The sequence below is a fragment of the Aeromonas sp. QDB25 genome (genome assembly GCF_027707725.1).
Classification (GTDB): Bacteria; Pseudomonadota; Gammaproteobacteria; order Enterobacterales; family Aeromonadaceae; genus Aeromonas; species Aeromonas caviae.
Genome location: NZ_JAPCIZ010000055.1, coordinates 1 through 21,664, shown reverse-complemented (window position 1 = coordinate 21,664; position 21,664 = coordinate 1). Strand labels below are relative to the sequence as shown.

At 61.4% G+C, this 21,664-nt stretch carries 20 protein-coding genes and 2 pseudogenes; 10 read left to right on the top strand and 12 right to left on the bottom strand.

Translation table 11 applies throughout. The features are described 5' to 3' along the window. Window positions 1–104: 104 nt before the first annotated feature. The 7 genes and pseudogenes from eco to PG883_RS16860 form a co-directional block, all read right to left on the bottom strand. A complete protein-coding gene (eco, locus tag PG883_RS16890; protein WP_010674240.1) occupies window positions 105–587 on the bottom strand; it encodes a serine protease inhibitor ecotin in 483 nt (160 codons plus the stop codon). A 194-nt stretch (window positions 588–781) separates the two neighbouring features. Then, window positions 782–1,339, bottom strand: coding sequence for an Lcl C-terminal domain-containing protein (locus PG883_RS16885; RefSeq protein ID WP_049636193.1), 558 nt, complete (start codon window positions 1,337–1,339; stop codon window positions 782–784). Continuing rightward, window positions 1,336–1,518 (bottom strand): annotated as a pseudogene (locus tag PG883_RS16880) (DUF1566 domain-containing protein); the annotation flags it as partial. The pseudogene PG883_RS16880 and the gene PG883_RS16885, both read right to left, overlap by 4 nt. Continuing rightward, window positions 1,519–2,112 (bottom strand): annotated as a pseudogene (locus PG883_RS16875) (prolyl oligopeptidase family serine peptidase); the annotation flags it as partial. Continuing rightward, a complete protein-coding gene (locus PG883_RS16870; RefSeq protein WP_049637097.1) occupies window positions 2,112–4,250 on the bottom strand; it encodes a TonB-dependent hemoglobin/transferrin/lactoferrin family receptor in 2,139 nt (712 codons plus the stop codon). The gene PG883_RS16870 and the pseudogene PG883_RS16875, both read right to left, overlap by 1 nt. Before the next feature lie 280 nt (window positions 4,251–4,530). Further along, the gene (locus PG883_RS16865) at window positions 4,531–6,378 is read right to left on the bottom strand and encodes a DUF3413 domain-containing protein (RefSeq protein WP_049637098.1); all 1,848 of its coding nucleotides are present in this window, start codon (window positions 6,376–6,378) and stop codon (window positions 4,531–4,533) included. A 43-nt stretch (window positions 6,379–6,421) separates the two neighbouring features. Beyond that, the gene (locus PG883_RS16860; protein WP_039038627.1) at window positions 6,422–6,649 is read right to left on the bottom strand and encodes a YejL family protein; all 228 of its coding nucleotides are present in this window, start codon (window positions 6,647–6,649) and stop codon (window positions 6,422–6,424) included. Between the two features lie 73 nt (window positions 6,650–6,722). Between PG883_RS16860 and yejK the strand changes: the two genes are divergently transcribed. The 5 genes from yejK to PG883_RS16835 all read left to right on the top strand — a co-directional run bounded on the left by yejK (window position 6,723) and on the right by PG883_RS16835 (window position 13,188). Further along, window positions 6,723–7,772: a nucleoid-associated protein YejK gene (gene yejK, locus PG883_RS16855; protein ID WP_039038628.1), complete on the top strand. Its 1,050-nt coding sequence runs from the start codon at window positions 6,723–6,725 to the stop codon at window positions 7,770–7,772. Window positions 7,773–8,167: 395 nt separating this feature from the next. Next, window positions 8,168–9,349, top strand: a complete 1,182-nt coding sequence (malE, locus tag PG883_RS16850) for a maltose/maltodextrin ABC transporter substrate-binding protein MalE (protein ID WP_041212786.1) — start codon at window positions 8,168–8,170, stop codon at window positions 9,347–9,349. Between the two features lie 73 nt (window positions 9,350–9,422). Continuing rightward, window positions 9,423–11,078: a maltose ABC transporter permease MalF gene (malF, locus tag PG883_RS16845; protein WP_049637099.1), complete on the top strand. Its 1,656-nt coding sequence runs from the start codon at window positions 9,423–9,425 to the stop codon at window positions 11,076–11,078. 12 nt (window positions 11,079–11,090) lie between these two features. Next, on the top strand, window positions 11,091–11,981 hold the full coding sequence (malG, locus tag PG883_RS16840) for a maltose ABC transporter permease MalG (RefSeq protein WP_010674251.1): 891 nt from the start codon (window positions 11,091–11,093) through the stop codon (window positions 11,979–11,981). A 70-nt stretch (window positions 11,982–12,051) separates the two neighbouring features. Beyond that, on the top strand, window positions 12,052–13,188 hold the full coding sequence (locus tag PG883_RS16835) for an ABC transporter ATP-binding protein (protein WP_010674252.1): 1,137 nt from the start codon (window positions 12,052–12,054) through the stop codon (window positions 13,186–13,188). Window positions 13,189–13,315: 127 nt separating this feature from the next. Here the strand turns inward: PG883_RS16835 and ppk2 are convergent, their stop codons facing one another. Continuing rightward, on the bottom strand, window positions 13,316–14,146 hold the full coding sequence (ppk2, locus tag PG883_RS16830) for a polyphosphate kinase 2 (protein ID WP_010674253.1): 831 nt from the start codon (window positions 14,144–14,146) through the stop codon (window positions 13,316–13,318). 156 nt (window positions 14,147–14,302) lie between these two features. Here ppk2 and PG883_RS16825 point away from each other — a divergent pair, with 156 nt between their 5' ends. Continuing rightward, window positions 14,303–15,109 carry an alpha/beta fold hydrolase gene (locus tag PG883_RS16825; protein ID WP_270807414.1) on the top strand — a complete coding sequence of 269 codons (807 nt, stop codon included), beginning with the start codon at window positions 14,303–14,305 and terminating at the stop codon, window positions 15,107–15,109. A gap of 67 nt (window positions 15,110–15,176) precedes the next feature. Here PG883_RS16825 and PG883_RS16820 read toward each other — a convergent pair whose 3' ends face one another. From PG883_RS16820 to PG883_RS16810, 3 genes are all read right to left on the bottom strand, one after another. Next, window positions 15,177–15,986 (bottom strand): MipA/OmpV family protein, encoded by an 810-nt coding sequence (locus PG883_RS16820; RefSeq protein WP_227263544.1) that lies wholly within the window; start codon window positions 15,984–15,986, stop codon window positions 15,177–15,179. 173 nt (window positions 15,987–16,159) lie between these two features. After that, on the bottom strand, window positions 16,160–17,230 hold the full coding sequence (locus PG883_RS16815) for an AI-2E family transporter (RefSeq protein WP_227263545.1): 1,071 nt from the start codon (window positions 17,228–17,230) through the stop codon (window positions 16,160–16,162). A 22-nt stretch (window positions 17,231–17,252) separates the two neighbouring features. Beyond that, the gene (locus PG883_RS16810) at window positions 17,253–17,522 is read right to left on the bottom strand and encodes a sulfurtransferase TusA family protein (RefSeq protein WP_042880621.1); all 270 of its coding nucleotides are present in this window, start codon (window positions 17,520–17,522) and stop codon (window positions 17,253–17,255) included. A gap of 127 nt (window positions 17,523–17,649) precedes the next feature. On the opposite strand from PG883_RS16810, the gene PG883_RS16805 reads away from it, so the two are divergent. Next, window positions 17,650–19,104, top strand: a complete 1,455-nt coding sequence (locus tag PG883_RS16805) for a beta-barrel assembly-enhancing protease (RefSeq protein ID WP_223918331.1) — start codon at window positions 17,650–17,652, stop codon at window positions 19,102–19,104. Window positions 19,105–19,237: 133 nt separating this feature from the next. Here PG883_RS16805 and PG883_RS16800 read toward each other — a convergent pair whose 3' ends face one another. Beyond that, on the bottom strand, window positions 19,238–19,717 hold the full coding sequence (locus PG883_RS16800; RefSeq protein ID WP_270807413.1) for a TlpA family protein disulfide reductase: 480 nt from the start codon (window positions 19,715–19,717) through the stop codon (window positions 19,238–19,240). A 60-nt stretch (window positions 19,718–19,777) separates the two neighbouring features. Between PG883_RS16800 and arsC the strand changes: the two genes are divergently transcribed. The 3 genes from arsC to PG883_RS16785 all read left to right on the top strand — a co-directional run bounded on the left by arsC (window position 19,778) and on the right by PG883_RS16785 (window position 21,662). Then, entirely contained in the window at window positions 19,778–20,128 is a 351-nt protein-coding gene (arsC, locus tag PG883_RS16795) for an arsenate reductase (glutaredoxin) (RefSeq protein ID WP_010674260.1), read from the top strand. Then, window positions 20,125–20,499 (top strand): DUF2069 domain-containing protein, encoded by a 375-nt coding sequence (locus PG883_RS16790; protein WP_043155315.1) that lies wholly within the window; start codon window positions 20,125–20,127, stop codon window positions 20,497–20,499. Before arsC ends, PG883_RS16790 begins: the two co-directional genes overlap by 4 nt. Window positions 20,500–20,747: 248 nt before the next feature. Then, the gene (locus PG883_RS16785; protein WP_270807412.1) at window positions 20,748–21,662 is read left to right on the top strand and encodes a linear amide C-N hydrolase; all 915 of its coding nucleotides are present in this window, start codon (window positions 20,748–20,750) and stop codon (window positions 21,660–21,662) included. Window positions 21,663–21,664 lie beyond the last annotated feature (2 nt).

Sequence of the window (21,664 nt, the reverse complement as noted above, 5' to 3'; positions counted from 1 at the left end):
TTGTACAGGAAAAACCGCTCAAAAACGGGCTCGGAAGCTAAAAATAAGGCGCCGTATGGCGCCTAATCATCATCATGACTGAGCTGAACCCGAGTGCGCGGCACTCACTCAATCATGGCTGGCTGTGCCAGGTTGTCGGCACGCCACAGACGATAGCGCACCTCGTACTCCTGGGGCACATAGATGACGAAGGGCAGCTTGGAGTTGTAGTTCACGAAGAAGCCCTGACCGTAGATCTGGACGAAACTCTCCTTCTTCTGGCCATCTGGGCAGGCCATCAGGGTGCTGACGGGGCCGGTGACCTGGCCCAGGGTCAGGTAGTTGTAACCCCAGCCCTTGACGCTGTGCTGTTCCAGATTGCCCGCGAAGCGGGGCAGGTTGCAGTCGACCAGCATCTTCTTGCCGACTTGCAGCTCGACCATCATGTCGGCTTCGTTCTCGACTTCTGGCAGACGGATCACGACACGTTCCTGGTTCACTTCGGCGGCGGGGAACATGCTGATATCAAATTTTTTCGGTTCGGCGGCGAAGGCATGGCCACCCAATAACAAGGCGCCCAGCAGGCTAAAACGCAACACGGTTTTCATCTGTACCTCTTGGGATTGGTTCAACGCCGCTAGACTAACCGCTCTGCCGGTTTCATGCCAGCGCTGCGGCGTGCAAAACCGCCCTGAACAGGCATCACATGACGCAATTTGATGCTTTTTTGACGGCCAGGGTCACCCTGCCGCTTCTTGCCTCGTGTCAAACAGGGGGCCGGGTGACCCCCATGGCCAGGCTGTCACCTCACCAGCAGAACCTGTTTCGCCCAAGAGCGGGGGGCGCGCTGGGCGACGGAGCCGCTGGTGATGTCCAGGTAAGCGACGCCCTGAAGGGCCGGCACCGGGGTGGAAGACCAGAGATAGACATAGCCGTCGTTCACCTCCTTGCCATTCCCGGCCATGGCGCGGGGGAAGATGGTTTCGTTCAATGCCGGTTTGTAACAGGCGGACTCCAGAATGCTGGCGAGCTCCTTGATGGTGGGCAGGCGCCAGTCGTGATGACCACCAAAGCCATACAGGGCATGGCTCGGTTCGGTGCGGATCCGTTCCGCCGTCTGCAGTGCCTGTTGCCAGTAGAGGCGGGTGGGTTCCCCCTCGCAGCTCTGGTTGCGCCAGGTCTGGCCGAGCTGGCAGCGCATCCAGGTCAGACCGGTGCCCCTGTCGGTGACAGTGCCGTTGCCGTGATCCTGGAAACGGGCGGTGGGGCTGGTACGGGGCAGGGCGTCGTCGCAGATGGCGATGGCCAGTGCCAGGGGGCTGCACAGGGTGAGCAGCAGGGTCAGAAGATACTTGTTCATCGGGTTACCTCGGCCACCAGGCGCAGTTGCAGACCGTTGGCGTCATTGCTGTTTTGAACTGGGGTGGGATAGTCGGCACCGGCGTCCTCGCCGAGGAAGATGTGGGCGATGGCGCTCAGAGGCGCGCTCTCCAGCCGACGGGACGGGGTCAGGGTCTGGCTCCAGTAATAGCCATCGAAGCCATCCAGACTCCAGAGCAGATCGCCGGCGCGGTGAGGCAAAGAGGCCAGTGTCTCGCCACTCGCCAGATCCAGCAGGGTGATGCGGTAGTCCCGATCTCCCCTGCGGTCTTCGGCCAGGGCAAGCAGTTGCCCGTCCGGGTGCAGGGCCCAGGCGGCGAGCTCGTAATACCCCTCGGCAGGTTGGCGGGGAGCCAGCCGCTTTCGGGGAGCGTCATTGGCGTCGCTGCGTTGCCACAGGCTGCCGTCCGCCTCCATGCGCCACTGGCTGCCAGCCTGGCTCAGCCAGTCGTCCGGCACTGGTTCGCCCCGCTCCCGGCCCTGCCACTCCGTCTGCAGGCGCTGCACCAGTGGCGCCTGGCCGGCGAGCTGCTGTTCGGTCCAGCGGTTCTGCTCGCGCAGCAGCGTCAGGAGGACGGGATCCTGGCGGCTGTCGTCACGCCAGCCACCATAGGGATCGAGACGGGCTATCTCCCCCTTCATCAGTTGCGGGCGCTCGGGGATGAGGGGCGCGGCCTCCAGGGTTGCCTCAGGCAGGGGGGAGGCGGGGGCCAGCGTGGCCAGCAGGCTGGCCAGGATCAATAGGCTGTGCATCAGATCCCCACGAAGGTGTAGCGCAGGCTGGCACTCAGGGTGCGGCCGCTCTGGGTGAAGAGGGAAGCATCGGTCCCGGCTTCCAGCCCGGCCACATCCTGATAGCGGGTGTAGCGGGTGTCGAACAGGTTGTCGAGCTTGAGGTTGACCTTGAGGGAGTCGGTGACCAGCCAGTCGGCCGTCAGGGCGAAACTGAGCCAGCCGGCACTTTCGAGGCAGTCCCCCTGGCGGCCGGTCAGGCTGTTGCCACAGGTGGGCACCCGGCTCATGGCGGCGGCATAGTCCGCCTGAATGCCCAGACTCCACTCATTGGCCTGATAGCTCAGACGGGTGTTGCCCTCGAGGGGCGTCAGGGTGCGCAGCGCTTCACCTTTGTTGTCCTCGCCATCGACCCAGCCGAGCTTGGTGGCGAGTTCCCACTCCTGGGTCAGCCAGTAGCTGGCGGCGAGTTCGGCCCCCCAGGTTTCGGCCTTGGCGACGTTGCGATATTGGCGCAGGATGACACCATCGCTCAGGCGCAGCCCCACCTCGCGCCAGTCGATGAAGTTGTAGTAGCGGTTGTAGAAGAGCGCTGGCTTGATGCTCCAGTTGTCCCCCTCGCCACTCAGCCCCCACTCTATGCTGTGGCTGGTTTCCTCCTTGAGCCCTGTGTTGGCGATGATCTCGAAGGGCGGCAGGGCGAAGTAGTGGGGGATGTTGCCGTACACCTTGTCGTAGGAAGGCGCCCGGAACCCGTTGGCATAGCTGAGCCAGCTGCGCCACTGGTCGTTGAAGCGGTAGCTGGTGGCCAGGCTCGGGGAGAGGTGCCAGCTGTGGTTGCTGTCGTTGCTGCCGTCCAGCGGCGTGAGCCACTGGTGATCCATGCGCAGGGTGGGGGTGAACTGCCACTGGCCCAGGCTGGCCACGTCACCGAGCCAGACTCCGGCCCTGTCGGTACGGGCGCGGCTGAAGGGGGCGGACTGGCCGGGTTGGGGAATGCCGGCCTCCAGACTCAGCTTCTCCACCGGCCGCTCGTGGGTGGTGCGCTCGAGCTCGATGCCGTAACTGAGCTGATGGGCGAGATGGCCGGTGGCGAGATCCCGGCGCACATCCAGCTCGGTACCGATCCTGTCTTCGGTGAAGGTGGCGAGTTCCCGTTCGCTGCGATAGCGCGGATAACCGCTCAGCAGATCGTTTTGCAGCAGGCTGCGCTTGTTGGCGGTGTTTTTCGAGTGATTGCCGTAGGCACTCCAGGTGAGGCTGTCGGCCAGCACGGTGTCGAGGTTGCTCGCCTCCCAGGCCAGCTTTCCCCCCTGCGTGCGTTGGCTGCCCTGCTCGTGGTACTGGCGCACCTGCCACTTGCCATCGGGCTGGGGCACTTCGCGCGGCCCCTGATTCCGTTCGGCGTTGTCCTCGAAGTAGTCGAGTTCGAGGCGCAGCAGATGATGTTCGTTCAGCTGGATGCGAGAGCTGGTGGAGGCGCTGAGGCCATCCAGATCCGCCGGGATGCGGCTCTCGTCGTAGTTAGCGGTCTCATGTCCCTGCCAGCCGGAGAGGCGCAGCAGGTGTTCGGTATCCCGTATCCGGGCGGCGCCGGTGGCGCTCAGCTTCTGCTTGTCACTGTTGCCATCGTGCAGCACCTTGCTGCCGAGATAGGCATCCTGGCCCTGAAGGTAATCTTCCGGCTGCTTGGTGCTGATGACGATGGTGCCGCCGATGGCATCGGAGCCATGGAGGGAGGAACCGGCTCCCTTGGCTACCTCTATCTGCTTGACATCGTCGAGATCGAAGCTGAAGCGGCCCACCTTGTCGTTGAGGTCGTCGGCGCCAAAACCGTCGCTGACCCGCACCCCGTCCTTGATGATGAGCACCCGGTTGCCGCCCATGCCGCGGATGATGATGTTCTGGGGGCGGCCGGCGGAGCCGGTCACCGAGACGCCGGGTTCGTTCTTGAACACATCGGTGAGCTCGGTGGCAACCTGGCGATCCAGATCCTCCTCCGTGATGACGGTGATGGAACCCGACACCTCGGAGAGCTTCTGCTCGATGCGCTGTCCCTTGACCACGATGGTTTCCCGCCCCTTGAGTTCGGGGGGCATGTCCGTTGTGTCGACCCCGGCGGGATCGCTGGCAGCCAGCGCCGTACCGGACAGCAGCATGGGCCAGTAGTGAAGAAGTCGAATTTTTATATTTGATAATAATTATTATTTAAGCCTGAAGGGCGCGGATTATTGCAGAGGGAGTCAAGTAGATCAATAAATGACAATCATTATCATTTTGTTTTTATGATATTGATCGAATTGAATTTTTTGAGAGTTAAATCAGTAAGGTGGTGGCATACGTTTGCGAATGACGCCATGAGAAACAGGAGGACGGGTGTGGTACGGGCAAGAAAAAGCCCGCCATAGGGGCGGGCTCAAGGAGGTGGGCTGGCGCAGATCAGGGGGCGCGATAGAAGCGATTGAGCTCGTTCATCACCTGGATCAGGGTGCCCATGTCCGGGGTGCCTTGCTTGATGGGGCGATAGGTGTCGCGGTCCAGCAGCTCGAAGTCCCCCTGCTTGTTGAACTGGGTGATGGTGTTGCCCTGATAGATGGCGAAGTCATTCTGATCCCCCGCCAGCAGCCAGGTGCGTGTACTGACTTCGAACAGGTTGCGCCCCGTGCTGTAGTCACGATAGGGGTTGCGTACACCCAGCATGTTCTTCATCAGGGTCGGTACCAGATCCAGGTGGCTGCTCGCCTGCGCCTGGGGCGCAGGTTCGGCACCAGGCCAGGCCAGCACCAGGGGGACCTGCACCTGATAGGTCGAGTAATTGCTGTCATAGCCCCAGCTGTTGCTCTGGGTCTCGTTGAACTCCTGACCGTGGTTGGAGGTGACCACGACGATGGTCTGATCATCAAGCCCCTGCAATTGCAGTTGGGTCAGCATCTGCTCCAGCAGTTGATCGGTATAGAAGACCGCGTTTTTGTAGCGGTTCTCCAGCTTCTGCAGGTTCTCGGGCCGATAGGCAGTGGCCGGGTTGAAGCGGGTCAACTCGGGCTGGAAGGGGCCCTTGATGCTGGCGGGCACCTGATAATCCCCCGGGCTAGAGAGATAGACCAGAGAGAACCAGGGTCTGTCCGCGGTGCGCGTGCCAAGCCACTGCTGCCAGTCGTCGATGAGCCTGCGGTCATCGGTCTGGCGGGAGACGAAGACCTGCTTGCGCAGACCCGCAAGCAGGCTCTGGCGATACTGCTTGGCATCTTCCAGTGCACCGAACAGGCCGAACTGGTAGTCCTGACGCAGCATCTCGTCGAACAGCACGGGGGGGCGCTTGTCGGCCCGGATGTCCCCGTAATAGTGGCCGGGCAGCCCGTAGAAGAGGCTGAACATCCCCATGGCTTCATCATTGCCACCACTCATGTGCTGGCGGAAATTGAAGTGGTTGTCCGCGTAGCGCTGCAGATTGGGCATGTTGATGTTGTTGAGCATGTCGGCTCGCAGGGAGTCGACCACCACCACCAGCAGGTTCTTGTGATCGCTGGGTGCGCTCACGCTGAGGGGGCGCAAGGGATAGAGCAGACGGTGCTCAGCGCTTCCCTGATCTTCGGCCTTCTTCTCATACTGCTCGAGGTCGAGCCAGCCATGCTTGGCCAGGAAGCTCCTGGCGGTCATGGGGTAGGAGAGGGGGAAGTTGGCGCGCTGCATGGTGATGGGTTGATACAGGGTCGCATCCGCCCAGCTGTTGACCAGATGGGTCAGGATGAAGCAGACCAGCAGGGCCAGCCCCACCTGATTACCATACTGGCGGCGTTTGCGCTTGTTGATCTTGCGCCACACATAGGCCGACAGCAGCAGTTGCAGCAGGAAGATGGCGGGCACCGCCACGAAGATGATGCTCCAGATAGAGCCCTCTTCGGTCTGCGCCTGATCCAGCAGCAGTTGCCACACCTGGCCATTCAAGTGGAACTTGAACAGCTGGAACACCTGGGTGTCGATAAGCAGCAGCACCAGCGCCAGGGTGGCGATGATGGATGAAATGAAGCGCAGCGGCTTCTCCCTGGGCAGGATGAAGCTCAAGGGGAAGATGGTCAGCAGATAGGTGACGAAGCTCAGGAACGAGAAATGACCTATCCAGCTGATGACGAGATAGGTCACGCCGAGCGTGGTCGATGGCCAGCTGATGGCGCCCAGGTAACGGGTCGAGATCAGCATGGCCAGGATGATGTTGAAGAAGGAGAACCAATGCCCCCAGGTGATCAGGCGAGAGACATTATCGCGATAGGGGTTGCCGGTTTCGACCATAATGATCCATCTGCTTGAAAAACATCAAAGAATGCGAAGAAACTCAGTGCGCATCGTGGCGATGGCCCACCGAGGCGGTGAGTGCCTGGATGAACTTCTCGGTGATCGCCTGGCGCTGGGCCGGGGCCATGCCGTTGATGATGTTGGTGGTCAGGTTGCCAAGGACCATCAGACTGAGATCCACCGGTGCCTTGTGTTTCTCCAGGGCGGTGATCAGGTCGTTCATCAGGGCGTCAAACTGCTCGTTATTGTACTTTGATACGATGGGCATAATCTTGGGTTCACCTCGGTTCAAAGCGCCTTATAATACTTCACCCTTTCGGCTAACACTATGGCTTTGTGACATGAGTCTCGATATCGACAAGATCATTCTTCACTCCCTGCGGGCGGGCAACGATGGCCAGCCCCACGCCGATACCCGCAGCCAGACCCTGCCTGCCGATGAGGCGGTACAAGGGCTGATGGCGGAGCTGCATCGCATCTACAACGGCAAGGGGGGAAAGGGCTTTGGCTTCTTCGCCGATCCCGAGGCCGCCGTCGCCGAGCTGGCGGAGGGGGAAGACGCCCCCAAGCAGCCTTCCCCCGCCTTTCGCATCGCCCTGGAGCAGCTGCTGGCGGAGCAGACCGAGTTCGTCCCCTTTTCCGTCAACCTGACCCAGATGCTGGTCAAGCAGCTGGTGGAGCATGCCCTGGACGAGCAGGGGGTGTTGCTGATTGCCAAGTACAACTATGTGGGGGTGGATTACCTGATGATCGCCCTGCTGGAAGGCAAGGAGAGCGTCACCGTGAGCGAGGCGCTGGAGCTGCGCCACATCCAGTACCTGGATATCGGCAAACTCAATCTGGTGGCCCGCATCGATCTCACCGAGTGGAAAACCCAGGGGGATTCGCGTCGTTATATCACCTTCAGCAAGGGCCGGGTCGGTCGCAAGCTGGGGGATTTCTTCATGGATCTGCTGGGGGCCCGGGAGGGCATGGATGCCAAGATCCAGAACAAGGGGTTGCTGCAGGCGGTGGACGATTACTGCGACAGCCGCCAGCTCGAACCGGCCGAGCGCAATGACTACAAGAAGCAGGTCTTCAAATATTGCACCGAGCAGGCCAGCGCCGGCGAGGAGATCGAGATCAAGGAGCTGTCGGCGGAATTGCCCGGTGATGGGGACCTCGATTTTTACAGCTTCATCGGTCAGGAGTACGAGCTGGAGGAGCGCTTCCCGGCGGACCGTTCCACCCTGCGGGGCTTGACCAAGTTTGTGGGCTCCGGTGGCGGCCTGACTCTGAGCTTCGAGCAGAAGTTGCTCAACAGCCGGGTCTTTTACGATCCCCAGACCGACACCCTGACCATCAGGGGAGTCCCGCCCAATCTCAAGGATCAATTGCTGCGCCAGTCGTAATGTGATCCAGCCGTCATTTCTTGCAAAAAGGCACCGGAGTCCGCTCCGGTGCCTTTTTATTTAAGGGGGTGATGTAGATGGAAACCACCTCAGTACTTTTGTTAACACATTGAACAAAATATCGGGAATGAAAGGGTTTTCAGTGGGGTGAAATCCCTTTCAATGACGTAAATTGATTTCCTTTCTGTAATTTAATTTCCATATCTTGGCAAAAATATGGGGATATCCCTTCCTAAGTCGCTGAAATAAGAAAATGTTTTCATAACTTTCTGGAAGAAAATACGTAATTGCATTTCAAAAATGCGAGGCGTGTCATGTGAGGCATTGACTGCTTGGGATAATATGCATCTGCACACAATGCTCTTACAGCGCGGAACTAATACAAGGAAAGGCTCATGAAAAAGAAATTGCTGTCATCCCTGATCGGTCTGGCTACCCTGGGCGTGGCCTGCTCTGCCACTGCTGCCATTGATGAAGGTCAGCTGACCATCTGGATCAACGGTGACAAGGGCTACAACGGCCTGGCCGAAGTCGGCAAGAAGTTTGAAGCCGAAACCGGCATCAAGGTCACCGTCGCCCACCCGGATCAGGTTGAAGTCAAATTCCAGCAAGCCGCCGCCACCGGCAACGGCCCGGACATCTTCTTCTGGGCTCACGACCGTTACGGTGAGTGGGTCAAGTCCGGTCTGCTGGTTCCCGTGACCCCGAATACCGCCACCAAGGCCAAGTTCGAGCAATTCGCCTGGGATGCCATGACCGTCGATGGCAAGACCTATGGCTACCCGGTCGCGGTAGAAGCCGTCAGCCTGATTTACAACAAGGATCTGTTGCCCAACCCGCCGAAGACCTTCGAAGAGATCGCCAAGATCGACGAAGACCTGAAGAAAAATGGCAAGCGCGCCATCATGTGGGCCTATGACACCCCCTACTTCAGCTACCCCCTGGTGGCTGCCAACGGTGGTTACGCCTTCAAGAAGACCGCCACCGGCTATGACGTCAAAGACACCGGCGTGAACAACGCAGGTGCCAAGGCCGGCGTCGGCTACATCTCCGAGATGATCAAATCCGGTCACCTGGAGAAGGGCATTGACTACGGTGTGATGGACGCCAAGTTCAACAAGGGCGAAGTGGCCATGATGATCAACGGTCCCTGGGCTTGGAGCAACCTGGACAAGAGCGGCATCAAGTATGGCGTAGCCCAGCTGCCGACCCTGAAAGGCAAGCCCGCCAAGGCCTTCGTTGGCGTACTGGGTGCCACCATCAACGCCGCCAGCCCGAACAAGGATCTGGCCATCGAGTTCCTCGAGAACTACCTGCTGACCGATGCCGGTCTGGCGCCGATGAACGCCGACAAGCCGCTGGGTGCCGTGGCCCTGAAGTCCTTCCAGAAGACCCTGGAAGCCGACCCCAACATCAAGGCCACCATGCTGAACGCCCAGAACGGCGAACCGATGCCGTCCGTGCCCGAGATGAGCCGTTTCTGGTCCTCCTTCGAAACCGCCCTCAAGAACATCACCTCTGGCCGTCAGGGTGTTGACGAAGCCCTGGATACCGCTGCCAAGCGTATCGTCCAGTAAGCATGCACTACCCGGGAGGCCTTCGGGCCTCCCACTCTCTCAATCTCTCTTGGCGCAATAAAGGTTAATTGGCATGGAAGTAGTACCTTCTATCGAATCCTATGCCGGTCCGAAGAAAGACAAGTACGTCTGGCTGAAATGGACCATGGCGGCACTGATCGCAGTGCTTAATGGTTATGCGGCCGTGATGATGTATGCCAGCGGCGAGTGGGTATTTGCCCTGCTCGATCTGGTGGTCGTCTCCGTCGGTCTCTATGTCTTCATGAACAAGAAGACCTATGCCCACCGTTATATTTTCCCCGGTGTGGCAGGCATGGTTGTTTTTATCATCTTCCCTCTTGCCTACACGATCGGCATCGCCTTCACCAACTATTCGGGATCCAACTTGCTCTCCCTTGAGCAGGCACGGGATTACCATCTGAAAAAAACCTACAAGGTGACCGGCGGTGAATTCGATTTCACCCTCCTGGGTGGTGAGAACAATCAGTTTCAGCTGCTGCTGAAACAGGACGACCAATCCTTTATCAGTCAACCCCTTACCTTGCTGAACAACAAGGCGCGTACCCTGGCCGTCCGTGAAGGACGGGTCCGTGACGAGCCCCAGGTTGTTCAGTTGCAACCCCTGGCCGGGGAGGCGACCGACAAGGCGGCACCCATTCGTGCCATCGTCGATCACCGCACCCACCTGAGTGCCCTGGATGTGGTACTGCCCGAAGGCAATATCCATCTGACCCTGAGCAGCCTGCGCAAGTTCGCCGCCCAGAAACAGCTCTATACCCAGCTGGTCGACGGCGCCGTGCTCAAGTCCGGCGTCATGATCAAGGACAGCAACCTGCTGCGTGACAACCAGAGCGGCGAGCTGATGCAGCCCAACGGTGACACCGGCTTCTACCAGTACATCGATGCGGAAGGTCACTTCGTCGGCAAGGGCATTGCCCCCGGTTTCGTGGTGAGCGTGGGTTGGAAAAACTTCATGCGCATCATGACGGACCCGGGTATCCAGAGTCCCTTCATGCAGATCTTCGTCTGGACCGTGATCTTCTCCGCCTGTTCGGTGGCGTTCACCCTGGCGATTGGCATGGTGTTGGCGTGTCTGGTGCAGTGGGAGCAGCTCAGGGGGCGTGGTTTCTACCGGGTCATGCTGATCCTGCCCTATGCGATACCGGCGTTCATCTCCATCCTGGTGTTCAAGGGCTTGTTCAACCAGAACTTCGGTGAAATCAACCTGTTCCTGGAAGCGGCCTTCGGCATCAAGCCGGACTGGTACACCAATCCCTTCCTGGCCAAGGTGATGATCCTCATCGTCAACACCTGGCTCGGTTACCCCTACATGATGATCCTCTGCATGGGCCTGCTCAAGGCGATTCCGGAAGATCTCTACGAGGCGTCTGCCATGGACGGGGCGGGGCCGGTACAGAACTTCTTCAAGATCACCGTACCGCTCTTGATGAAGCCGCTGACACCGCTGTTGATTGCATCCTTTGCCTTCAACTTCAACAACTTCGTACTTATCCAGTTGTTGACGAACGGGGCGCCGGACATCATCGGGGCCACCACGCCGGCCGGGACCACCGACTTGCTGGTGAGCTACACCTACCGGATCGCGTTCCAGGGCTCGGGTGGTCAGGACTACGGTCTGGCCAGTGCCATCGCCACCGCCATCTTCCTCATCGTGGGTGCGCTGGCCTTGCTCAACCTGAAATTGTCCAAAGCCGACAAGCAACTGTAAGGAGGCTTCAACATGGCAATCGTACAACCCAAATCAGTCAAATACCGGGTGTGGGCAACCCACCTGGTGATGTGGGGCTTCCTGGCACTGATCATCTTCCCGCTGATCATGGTCATCGCCATCTCGTTCCGTAACGGCAACTTCTCGGTGGGGGAGATCATCCCCACCAATCCGACCCTGGATCACTGGAAGCTGGCGCTCGGAATGTCCATCACCAACGCCGATGGCAGCATCACGCCGCCGCCGTTCCCGGTGCTGACCTGGCTGTGGAACTCCATCAAGGTGGCGGGCATCACCGCCCTGATGATAGTGGTGCTCTCCACCACCTGTGCCTACGCCTTCGCCCGTCTGCGGTTCCGTGGCAAGTCCACCATCCTGCAGGGCATGCTGATCTTCCAGATGTTCCCGGCGGTGCTGGCACTGGTGGCCATCTACGCGCTCTTCAACAAGATCGGTGACTACATCCCCTGGCTGGGTCTCAACACCCACGGCGGCCTGATCCTGGCCTACATGGGGGGCATTGCCCTGCACGTCTGGACCATCAAGGGCTACTTCGAGACCATCGACTCTTCCCTGGAGGAGGCGGCGGCCATCGATGGCGCTACTCCGTGGCAGGCGTTCCGCCTGATCCTGCTGCCCCTGTCGGTGCCCATTCTGGCGGTGGTGTTCATCCTGGCCTTCATCGGCTCCATCACCGAGGTGCCCATGGCCTCCATCCTGTTGCAGGATGTGAACAATCTGACCCTGGCGGTCGGGGCTCAGCAGTACCTCTATCCGCAGAACTACCTGTGGGGTGACTTCGCCGCAGCCGCCGTGCTGTCAGGCTTCCCCATCACGGTCGTCTTCCTGCTCGCCCAGCGCTGGCTGGTGGGTGGTCTGACCGCAGGCGGCGTGAAAGGTTAACGGTTCATGGCCGGGGGAGCTGGCTCCCCCCGTCATCACGATTTGCAAAGATTCAAGAGCGGAGCTCGATATGGCTGAAGTAGTACTCAACAACGTTCGCAAAAATTACGACCCGGCTGTCCACAAGGACACCCTGCGCAGCATCAACCTGGACATCAAGGAAGGGGAGTTCATCGTCTTCGTCGGCCCGTCCGGCTGCGGCAAGTCCACCCTGCTTCGGATGATCGCGGGTCTGGAAGACATCACCAGCGGCGAGCTGACCATCGGCGGGCGCTACATGAACGACGTGCCGCCGGTGGAGCGCAACGTCGGCATGGTGTTCCAGTCCTACGCCCTCTACCCGCACATGAATATCTACGAGAACATGGCTTTTGGCCTCAAGCTCAAGAAGATGGACAAGGAGAACATCCACAAGCGGGTGATGCGCGCCGCCGAGATCCTGGGTCTCGAGCCGCTGCTGGACAGAAAGCCCAAGGCCCTTTCTGGCGGTCAGCGTCAGCGGGTGGCCATCGGCCGCTCCATCGTGCAGCAGCCGCAGGTGTTCCTGTTTGACGAACCGCTGTCGAACCTCGACGCCGCCTTGCGGGTCAAGATGCGCATCGAGATCGCCAAGCTGCACAAGGAGCTCAACTCCACCATCATCTACGTGACCCACGACCAGGTGGAGGCCATGACGCTAGCCAACCGCATCGTGGTGCTGAGCCCGCTCAAGGGCGAGGCGGCCACCAACCTGGAGCAGTTCGGCACCCCCCTCGAGCTCTACCACAACCCGGACAACAAGTTCGTGGCGGGCTTCATCGGCTCCCCCAAGATGAACTTCCTGGCGGGCGAGCTGGTGGAGATCGGCGAGCAGGAGTGCGTGGTCAAGCTCACCTCCGGCGATACCGTGCGTGCCCGGGTGGATGCCCGTCGCGGCGCGGTGGGTGACAAGGTGGAGCTGGGCATTCGCCCCGAGCACCTGGTGCCGCTGGGTCATGCCCATGCCGACAGCCGCGTGAGCGGCGTGGTGCAGGTAGCCGAACACCTGGGGGCAGAATCCTTCGTCTACATGGACGTGGATGGTCACGACTTCACCGTCAAGGCGAGCTCCGACATCGACGTGGCCACCGGCCAGGAGTACAGCGTCGGCATCCCGGCCGAAGCCTGCTACCTGTTCGATGCCAAAGAACAGGCGTTCCCGCGCACGGCCAAATATATCCGCGCCTGAGAGGGCGAGAGTGCCAGGTTTTCCTTTCTATACGTTCAATGCCTTTTGCCGGTCGCAAGACCGGCTTTTTATTGCCCGTCATCCGAAGCCCGGGTTCCGGCCAGCGGGTGCGGCTGGCCGGGGCCCGTCACTGCCCGTGCTTGTCTGACTCGAGGGCGGCGGTGACGTCCGGCACGAAGTGCTGGCTGGTGAGCGGCGGGCGCTCATAGCCTTCGGTCTTGATGGGGGGCAGGGTGATGGGCTCGTAGTGGATCGCCTCGTAGGGCACCTTGCCAAGGAGGTGGGAGATGCAGTTGAGGCGGGCGCGGCGCTTGTCGTCGGCGTCCACCACGAACCAGGGGCAATCCTCGGTATCCGTGTAGGTGAACATGTCATCCTTGGCGCGGGAGTATTCCACCCAGCGGGAGCGGGATTGCAGATCCATGGGGCTGAATTTCCAGCGCTTGATGGGAGTATTGATGCGCTCCTTGAAGCGTTTCTCCTGCTCTTCGTCGCTGACCGAGAACCAGTATTTGATGAGGGTGATACCGGAGCGGATCAACATCCGCTCGAATTCGGGGCAGGCGCGCAGGAATTCGCGATACTCGTCGTCGCTGCAAAAGCCCATCACCCGTTCGACCCCGGCCCGGTTGTACCAGGAGCGATCAAACAGCACCATCTCGCCCGCCGAGGGCAGGTGCGCCACGTAGCGCTGGAAGTACCACTGGGTACGCTCCCGATCCGAGGGGGCGGGCAGGGCGGTGACCCGGCAGACCCGGGGGTTGAGGGGTTCGGTGATCGCCTTGATGACGCCCCCCTTGCCCGCGGCGTCGCGCCCCTCGAACAGCACCACCACTTTGAGCCCCTCCTGCTTGACCCACTCCTGCAACTTGACCAGCTCCTCCTGCAGGTGGGCGAGGTGATGTTCGTAGGTCTTCTTGTCCAGACGGGGGCGTTTCTTGCTCTTTTCCTTGGCCATCATCCTCTCCTTGGTGACTCCTCGTTGTGAGTCTCTCCAGCTTGCACCAGGCGGGCACCCCTGCCAAGGGTGGCGTGTTACACTGCCGCCTCATCAGCCGCTGGCAACAGAAAAACAGGAAAGCCAGTTTCATCGCCGCTGGCAACAGGAGAAAACATGAAGCAGTTTATGGAGATAGCGGGCCGCCGCATGGCCTATCTGGACGAGGGGCAGGGTCCGGCACTGCTCTTTGGCCACAGCTACCTGTGGGACAGTGCCATGTGGGCACCGCAAATCGAGGCCCTCAAGGAGCATTATCGCTGCATCGTGCCCGAGCTCTGGGGTCACGGGGATTCCGATGTGCTGCCCGAGGGGCCCTGCACCCTGGCGGCCCTGGCCCGGGATCATCTGGCGCTGCTCGATGCCCTCGGCATCGACGAGTGCGTGCTGGTGGGGCTCTCCATCGGTGGCATGTGGGGCGTGGAGCTGGCGCGCATGGCGCCTGCTCGCCTCAAGGGCCTGGTGCTGATGGACAGCTTCGTCGGCCTTGAACCCCAGATCACCTGCGAGCGCTATCTCGGCATGCTGGCGATGATCGAGCAGGTCGGCGCCGTTCCTGCGCCCATTGCCGATCAGGTGGCGCCGCTCTTCTTCGCCCATCAACCGGACGCGGCCCTGATGGCCGGTTTCAAGGCCCGGCTGGCCCAATGGCCCGCCGACAAGGTGGCGAGCCTGGTGGCGGTGGGGCGCAGCTTCGTGACCCGGGAGGATCGCATCGACTGGCTCGAAGAGATGAGGCTGCCCGCACTGGTGATGACGGGGTGCGAGGACAAGGCTCGCCCTGTGCTGGAGGGGTATCTGATGGCCGAGGTGCTGGGGTGCCCGTTCAGGGAGATCCCGGGGGCTGGTCACATCTCGACCTTGGAGAACCCCGCGTTCATCAACCAGGCGCTCGCCGAATTTCTCGCCGAAGTGGCAGGGTGACGCTGCGCCGGATAGCCGTAAAAAAGGAGCCATGGGCTCCTTTTTTTGTTGTCCAGTCCGGATGGGGCTACCAGATGTAGCCCACCCCGAAGCCTGCATAGAGTTCTCCCTGATGCTGGACGATGGGGCTGTCCGCAATGTCATCGTCGTAGCGCTCGTAGTTGATGCCAAAGCCGCCAATCCAGTTGGCGCTGAAGCGATAGCTGCCGATGAGGGAGACCATGAGGGAGAGGGTGGTGCCCGTGTTCCACGCCGGCCTGTCCGCCCTCGCTTCGTCTTGCGAGACACCGCCGAAGTAGTAGTTGGCGAGGTTGTGGCTGCGCAGCATCACGCCGGCTCCCGGCATCAGCAGCAGGGGGCCGCGGATGATGGGGAAGTTGGCCCACAGCATCAGCTCCTGACCGTTGCTGGTACCGGTCACATCCGTGGTGGCCCGCACGCTCCAGAGGGCGTAGGGAGTGATGAGATCGGCCCCAACACCGGCCTCGAACTGCCCCTTGCGCTTCTCCATGCCATGGAGGAAGGGATCGTCGTCCGGGTCTAGGTTGCCAAAGCGCATCCGGCCGAAGGCATAGGTCGAGAGGTTGCCATCCCGGCTCAGGTAGTAGCGGGCCCGATCCCCCAGATACATCAGGTTGTCACCAAAATAGAGGGCCCCCGGGATGGGCATCAGGGTATCGTCCTGGTGCTGGTAACGGGCCTGACCGCCGATGACGGCCCCGCCCAGCACCAGCCCCTTGGGAATGGTGCTGTCAGGGCTGTCGCTGGAGAAGGCGCTGAGGGCCCCGATATCGAGGTCTGCCCGGACGGGAGAACAGAACAGCAGTGCCAGAAAGGCACCCAGAGAGGCATGGCGCAGGGCAGGGAGTGGGGGCATGACAGAGCCTTGTCGGTGGGTGGGCGTGGGAACGAATCAGACCGGCGTAGCAAGTCAAACGGATGTCGGTTTTCAATTAAACCCGACAAGGCAAGCATGAGCCAGCGTCACGGAGGTGCTGCTGGTGGCCGGTATCTGGAAGGGGCGAGACCCGGCCTCGCCCCTTGCCAGGGTCAGGGGGCGGGGCGGGGGAGATCTTCCCGCTTGGGCCAGGCATTGAGCACCGCTTTGACCAGGGTGGCGAGGGGAATGGCGAAGAAGACGCCCCAAAAGCCCCACAGACCGCCAAACACCAGCACGGCGATGATGATGGCCACCGGGTGCAGGTTGACCGCCTCGGAGAAGAGCAGGGGGACCAGCAGGTTGCCGTCGAGGGCCTGGATCACGAAATAGGCCACCATCAGCCAGGCGAAGTCGGGGGTCAGCCCCCACTGGAACAGGGCCACCATGGCCACCGGCACGGTCACCGCGGCGGCACCGATATAGGGGATGAGCACGGAGAAGCCCACCGCGACCGCCAGCAGGGCGGAGTAGCGCAATCCCATCAGGGCGAAGGGCACATAAGTGGCGATGCCGACGATGACGATCTCGATCACCTTGCCGCGGATGTAGTTGATGATCTGGTCGTTCATCTCCACCCAGACCCGGTTCACCAGGGTGCGGTTGCGGGGCAGGAAGCGGCGCAGGCCTCCCATCAGCACCTGTTTGTCCTTGAGCATGAAGAAGACCATCAGGGGCACCAGGATGGCGTAGATGAGGATGGCCACCACGTTGATGAGGGAGCTCAAAGAGGCGCTCACCAGTTGTTCGCCGCCGGTCAGGATGCGCTGGCGAATGTTGTCGATGATGGTTTCCACCAGGCTGACGTCGATGATCTCGGGGTATTTTTCCGGCAGGGTGCGGACATAGTCCTGGGCATGGGCCAGCATGGCGGGGGCCTCCTTGGCCAGGTTGACCCCCTGGCTCACCAGCGTCGGGATGAGGCCCAGCAGCATCAGGGCCGTCACCGTGATGAACAACAGCAGGACCAGGCTGGTAGCGACGGTGCGAGAAAGGCCGCCTCGTTGCAGGCGACTCACCGGCCACTCCAGCAGATAGGCCATCACCAGGGCCACCAGCAGCGGTGCCAGCAGATCCCCAAACAGCCAGAGCACGGCAAAGCAGAAGACCAGCAGCAGGAAGAGGGTGACGGCATCGGGGTCGGAAAAACGGGTCTGATACCAGCGCTTCAATACATCTAACATCGAGGCTTCCTTGAATGGCGGCTCACGGGGTGGGTGGCATGGGCTCGGGGGCGAGCAGGGCGTCCCGAGGGGGACGGGCAACGACGAGCAGCAGGGAGAGGCGGGCAGCTGACTCTTCCCGGGTCTGGACATGGTGACCCTGACGGCGCAGATAGGCGGGAATGTCCTGCCGGGAGCCTGCATCCCCGAGCTGGATGCACACGGATTGACCGGGCCGGGCCTGGCGCAACCAGAGCTTGAGCCGGATGAGGGGCTCGGGACAACGCCAGGGGGTCAGGTCGAGCTGTTCCATGAGAACTCCATCTCGTGCGTGGCGGTCATTATGGCCGTGATGAGAGGATGAAACAACGCTTGTGGGCCTTGAATGGCAAGGGTATTCTGCCGATGCCCGCTGGGGTCTGATTGGAGATAGAGATAACGTGGCACGTTTTTCCCCCCTGATAGCATCGCTTCCCCTGTTGGTCACCCTGATGGGGGCGACCTTCCACGCCCAGGGGAGCAACCAGTTGCCCGACATCGGTACCGCCGGGGTCGCCGCACTGCCCATCGAGCAGGAGGTGCGCTATGGCAACGCCTTCATGCGTTTTGCCCGGGCGGGCCTGCCCATCATCGATGACCCCGTGCTCAACGAATACATCGACGATCTGGGCCAGCGGCTGCTGACCAATGCCGACGGGGTGCGCTTCCCGTTCACCTTCTTCCTCATCAATGATCCCAGCATCAACGCGGCGGCCTTCCTCGGTGGCCGGGTCAAGGTGCACACCGGCCTCTTCCTTTACGCCGAGAGCGAGAGCGAGCTGGCCTCGGTACTGGCCCACGAAATCACCCACGTGACCCAGCGTCACATCGCCCGTTACATGGAGGCACAGGCGAGCAGCTCCGCCATGACCCTGGCCGGCCTGGTGGGCTCCATTGCACTCGCGGTGATCAACCCCACCGCTGGCATCGCGGCCTTGCAGACCACGCTTGGTTTGTCGATGCAGTCGGCCATCAACTACACCCGGGACAACGAATACGAGGCGGATCGCATCGGCATGAAGACGCTGTATGACGCCGGGTTCGATCCCATGGGCATGGCCAACTTCTTCCAGAAGCTGGCGGCGGAGTACCGCTATGCCAGCAAGCCGCCGGAGATGCTGCTGACTCACCCCCTGCCGGAGACCCGGATCAGCGAAGCCCGTGCCCGGGCCGGGAGCTATGGCGCGCGCGCCCTGCCGCCGAGCCTGGACTTCTGGCTGGCCAAGGTGCGCATCCAGGTGCGCTATGGCACCGAGACGCCCCAGGCGCTGCTCACCTACTTCGACAGCCGCCTGCAGAAGGGGGATTACCCCCTCAAGGATGCCGCCATCTATGGCAAGGCGCTGGCCCTGTTGCAGCTCAAGCGCACCGACGAGGCCGACACCCTGATGCAGGAGCTGGCGACTCGTCACCCGGAGGATCTCTTCGTGGTGGATGCCCTGACCGACATCGATCTCGCCAAGGGGCGCAGCGCCCAGGCCATCGCCAGACTGGAGCGCTTCCGCACCCGGATGCCGGACAACGAGGTGGTGGTGGTGAACCTCGGCAACGCCTATCTGGAGGGGGGCAACTACAAGAAGTCCATCGCCATCCTGGACCCTTATGCCCGGGAGCACGACGAGAACAGCCTGGCCTGGAGCCTGCTGTCGGACGCCTACCGCAAGGCGGGCAGAATGACGGACCTGCACATGGCGCGGGCTGAGACCCTCTCCCTGCGCGGGGACTACCAGGCGGCCATCGACGAACTGATCGTGGCCCGGGGCACCACCAGCGACAAGCTGACCCTGGCCCGCATCGAGGCGCGCATCACCCAGCTGGAGCGGGCCAAGAAGGATCTGGACAGCCTCAAGGGCTGAGGCCGGAGCGGGTTGATGGCAGGCGGGGTGCTCCTTTGGGGGCACCCCGCCTTGTTTTGCAGGCTAAAATAGGGCCTTTCATCGGTTTCAACGCATCTTGATGATGAAGACATGAATGTGATGGATGGCTCTGCTATTGGGCGCTCGCTAGGCGGCGTTTTATCTCGCCTATCTTCTGCTCGTCCAGCTCCCCCACCAGGGTCTCCAGCAGCGTGCCCCTGGCATCGAGCAGATAGCTGGTGGGCAGCGCCCCGGGCCTTGGGAACGGGAGGCGGGCGTCGTCATCCGGGATCATCAGGGGAACCCTGATGGCGTGGCGCCGTGCTAGCTCGGTCAGTTCGGTGGGGGAGGCGGGGTCATAGTTGATGGCGATCACCCGGATCTGGCCTTCCTGGTGCAATGTTGCCAGCAGGGGCATCTCCCGCAGGCAGGGGGCGCACCAGGGAGCGAAGTAGTTGACCAGCAGCGGTTTGCCACCGAGATCCGCGAGGCTGACCTTCTTTCCCGCGCCGTCGGTGAAGTCGGGTGCCGGGCTGCAGGCCCCCAGCAGGGTTGCCACAATCAGCCAACAGATCCGTTTCATTTCCATAGCCTTCCTGCTTACCCTGCCCATCCGTTTCCCCTACAATAGCGCCATTTCTTGTCCCATCTTGCGATTAATCAGGGAGTTATCATGAGCGAGACCCAAATCTACCACAATCCGCGCTGCTCCAAGAGCCGTGAAACCCTGGCCTTGCTGGAACAGCACGGGGTCGCCCCCGAGGTGGTGCTCTATCTGGAGCAGGCCCCGAGCGAGGCACAGATCCGCACCCTCCTGAGTCAGCTTGGCTTCACGGATCCCCGACAGCTGATGCGCACCAAGGAAGATCTCTACAAGGAGCTGGGGCTCGGCGAGGTGAGCGGCGATGATCTCATTCGTGCCATGCACCAGCACCCCAAGCTCATCGAGCGCCCCATCGTCATCAAGAACGGGCAGGCCCGCATCGGTCGTCCGCCCGAGCAGGTGCTGGAGATCCTCAAGTGAGCACCCGCTTCGCTCGCCTGCTGACCCTGGCCGGTTTTTTCGGCCTGTTGGCCTGGGTGCTGCTCTGGCACCTCTGGCTCTCGCCCCACCCGGATCTCGCCCCCTGGTTGTTGCCGGTGATCTGGACGGTGCCGCTGCTCTTCCCCCTCAAGGGCATAGTGCAGGGCAATCCCTACACCCACGCCTGGGGCAATTTCGTGCTGATGCCTTACTTCCTGCACGCCCTGACCCTGATTACCACGGATGAGGGGGAGCGGTGGCTGGCGGTGGTGGAGCTGGTGCTCACCACCCTGGCGTTTGTGGGCACCATCTATTATGCCCGCCTGCGCGGCCGCGAGCTGGGGCTGAGTATCCGCAAGAAGGAAGGCTGAGCCCCTCCCTGTCCGCCTGCTGGCGGGCAGGGTATGTGTCTGAAACCGACGCAAGCCAGCGAATGGCATCTGGCGGTATCGCCCCGAAGTGGCTTGCTTATCTCTTTGATTAATTTATGGATATTGATCGCTGATTGGCAGGGCAGCACCTCTGTTGACAGATCTGTCACCTGGTTTGCCAGCCTCACTCAGCCCCTGTTATGCAAAAAGGGGTATGCTTGTGTTTTCAACAGACTCGAGTGATCCATATGACAATCCTGCGTTCCCCCCTGTTGCACAAGACCCTGCTGGCCCTGACCGTCTCCCTCTCCGTCAGTTCCCTCGCCGATGCCTGTACCCGCGCCGTCTATCAGGGGGAGGGAGCGCTGGTGGTGACCGGTCGTACCATGGACTGGCGCAGCGCCATGCCGACCAATCTCTGGGCGCTGCCCCGTGGCATCGCGCGGGAAGGGGAGGCCGGTGCGCACTCCATGACGTGGACGTCGCGCTACGGCTCCGTGGTGGCGGCAGGCTTCGATGCGGGCACCGCCGACGGCATGAACGAGAAGGGGCTGGTGGCCAACCTCCTCTATCTGACCGAGTCCGAGTATGTGACCCCGAGCGATAAGGATCCGCGCAAGACTCTCTCCATCTCGCTCTGGGCCCAGTACGCGCTGGACAACTTCGCCACCGTGGCCGATGCGGTCGCCGCCCTGTCGAAGGACGAGTTCTATGTGGTTACCACCCTGACCCCGGATGGCAAGCCGGGCCAGCTGCACCTCTCCCTCTCCGATGCGAGCGGCGATTCCGCCATCTTCCAGTACGTGGGGGACAAGCTGCAGATCTACCACGACCGCAGCTATCAGGTGATGACCAACTCGCCGACCTTTGACAAGCAACTGGCCCTCAACGACTACTGGGAGGAGATTGGCGGTCTCACCATGCTGCCCGGCACCAACCGCTCGGCGGACCGTTTTGCCCGCGCCTCCTTCTACATCAAGACCCTGCCAAAGACCGACCAGGCCAACGAGGCGGTGGCCGGGGTGATGAGCGTGATGCGCAACGTCTCGGTACCCTTGACATCCTCCCCCACCTTAGCGCTTCGCGTCACAGGAGGGGGATTCCCATTACTGGGTGATAGCTGCTCGCGCAGTACCGGGTTCCTGCTTCATCGGGCGGCCTGATT

Excerpts from the sequence above, each read along its gene's own strand:
- PG883_RS16835 (WP_010674252.1), top strand. The coding sequence starts at position 12,052 with ATGGCTGAAGTAGTACTCAACAACGTTCGCAAAAATTACGACCCGGCT.
- PG883_RS16820 (WP_227263544.1), bottom strand. The coding sequence starts at position 15,986 with ATGCCCCCACTCCCTGCCCTGCGCCATGCCTCTCTGGGTGCCTTTCTG.
- malE (WP_041212786.1), top strand. The coding sequence starts at position 8,168 with ATGAAAAAGAAATTGCTGTCATCCCTGATCGGTCTGGCTACCCTGGGC.
- PG883_RS16815 (WP_227263545.1), bottom strand. The coding sequence starts at position 17,230 with ATGTTAGATGTATTGAAGCGCTGGTATCAGACCCGTTTTTCCGACCCC.
- PG883_RS16860 (WP_039038627.1), bottom strand. The coding sequence starts at position 6,649 with ATGCCCATCGTATCAAAGTACAATAACGAGCAGTTTGACGCCCTGATG.
- PG883_RS16800 (WP_270807413.1), bottom strand. The coding sequence starts at position 19,717 with ATGGGCAGGGTAAGCAGGAAGGCTATGGAAATGAAACGGATCTGTTGG.
- eco (WP_010674240.1), bottom strand. The coding sequence starts at position 587 with ATGAAAACCGTGTTGCGTTTTAGCCTGCTGGGCGCCTTGTTATTGGGT.
- PG883_RS16810 (WP_042880621.1), bottom strand. The coding sequence starts at position 17,522 with ATGGAACAGCTCGACCTGACCCCCTGGCGTTGTCCCGAGCCCCTCATC.
- arsC (WP_010674260.1), top strand. The coding sequence starts at position 19,778 with ATGAGCGAGACCCAAATCTACCACAATCCGCGCTGCTCCAAGAGCCGT.
- PG883_RS16785 (WP_270807412.1), top strand. The coding sequence starts at position 20,748 with ATGACAATCCTGCGTTCCCCCCTGTTGCACAAGACCCTGCTGGCCCTG.
- yejK (WP_039038628.1), top strand. The coding sequence starts at position 6,723 with ATGAGTCTCGATATCGACAAGATCATTCTTCACTCCCTGCGGGCGGGC.
- PG883_RS16870 (WP_049637097.1), bottom strand. The coding sequence starts at position 4,250 with ATGCTGCTGTCCGGTACGGCGCTGGCTGCCAGCGATCCCGCCGGGGTC.
- PG883_RS16885 (WP_049636193.1), bottom strand. The coding sequence starts at position 1,339 with ATGAACAAGTATCTTCTGACCCTGCTGCTCACCCTGTGCAGCCCCCTG.
- PG883_RS16865 (WP_049637098.1), bottom strand. The coding sequence starts at position 6,378 with ATGGTCGAAACCGGCAACCCCTATCGCGATAATGTCTCTCGCCTGATC.
- malF (WP_049637099.1), top strand. The coding sequence starts at position 9,423 with ATGGAAGTAGTACCTTCTATCGAATCCTATGCCGGTCCGAAGAAAGAC.
- ppk2 (WP_010674253.1), bottom strand. The coding sequence starts at position 14,146 with ATGGCCAAGGAAAAGAGCAAGAAACGCCCCCGTCTGGACAAGAAGACC.
- malG (WP_010674251.1), top strand. The coding sequence starts at position 11,091 with ATGGCAATCGTACAACCCAAATCAGTCAAATACCGGGTGTGGGCAACC.
- PG883_RS16825 (WP_270807414.1), top strand. The coding sequence starts at position 14,303 with ATGAAGCAGTTTATGGAGATAGCGGGCCGCCGCATGGCCTATCTGGAC.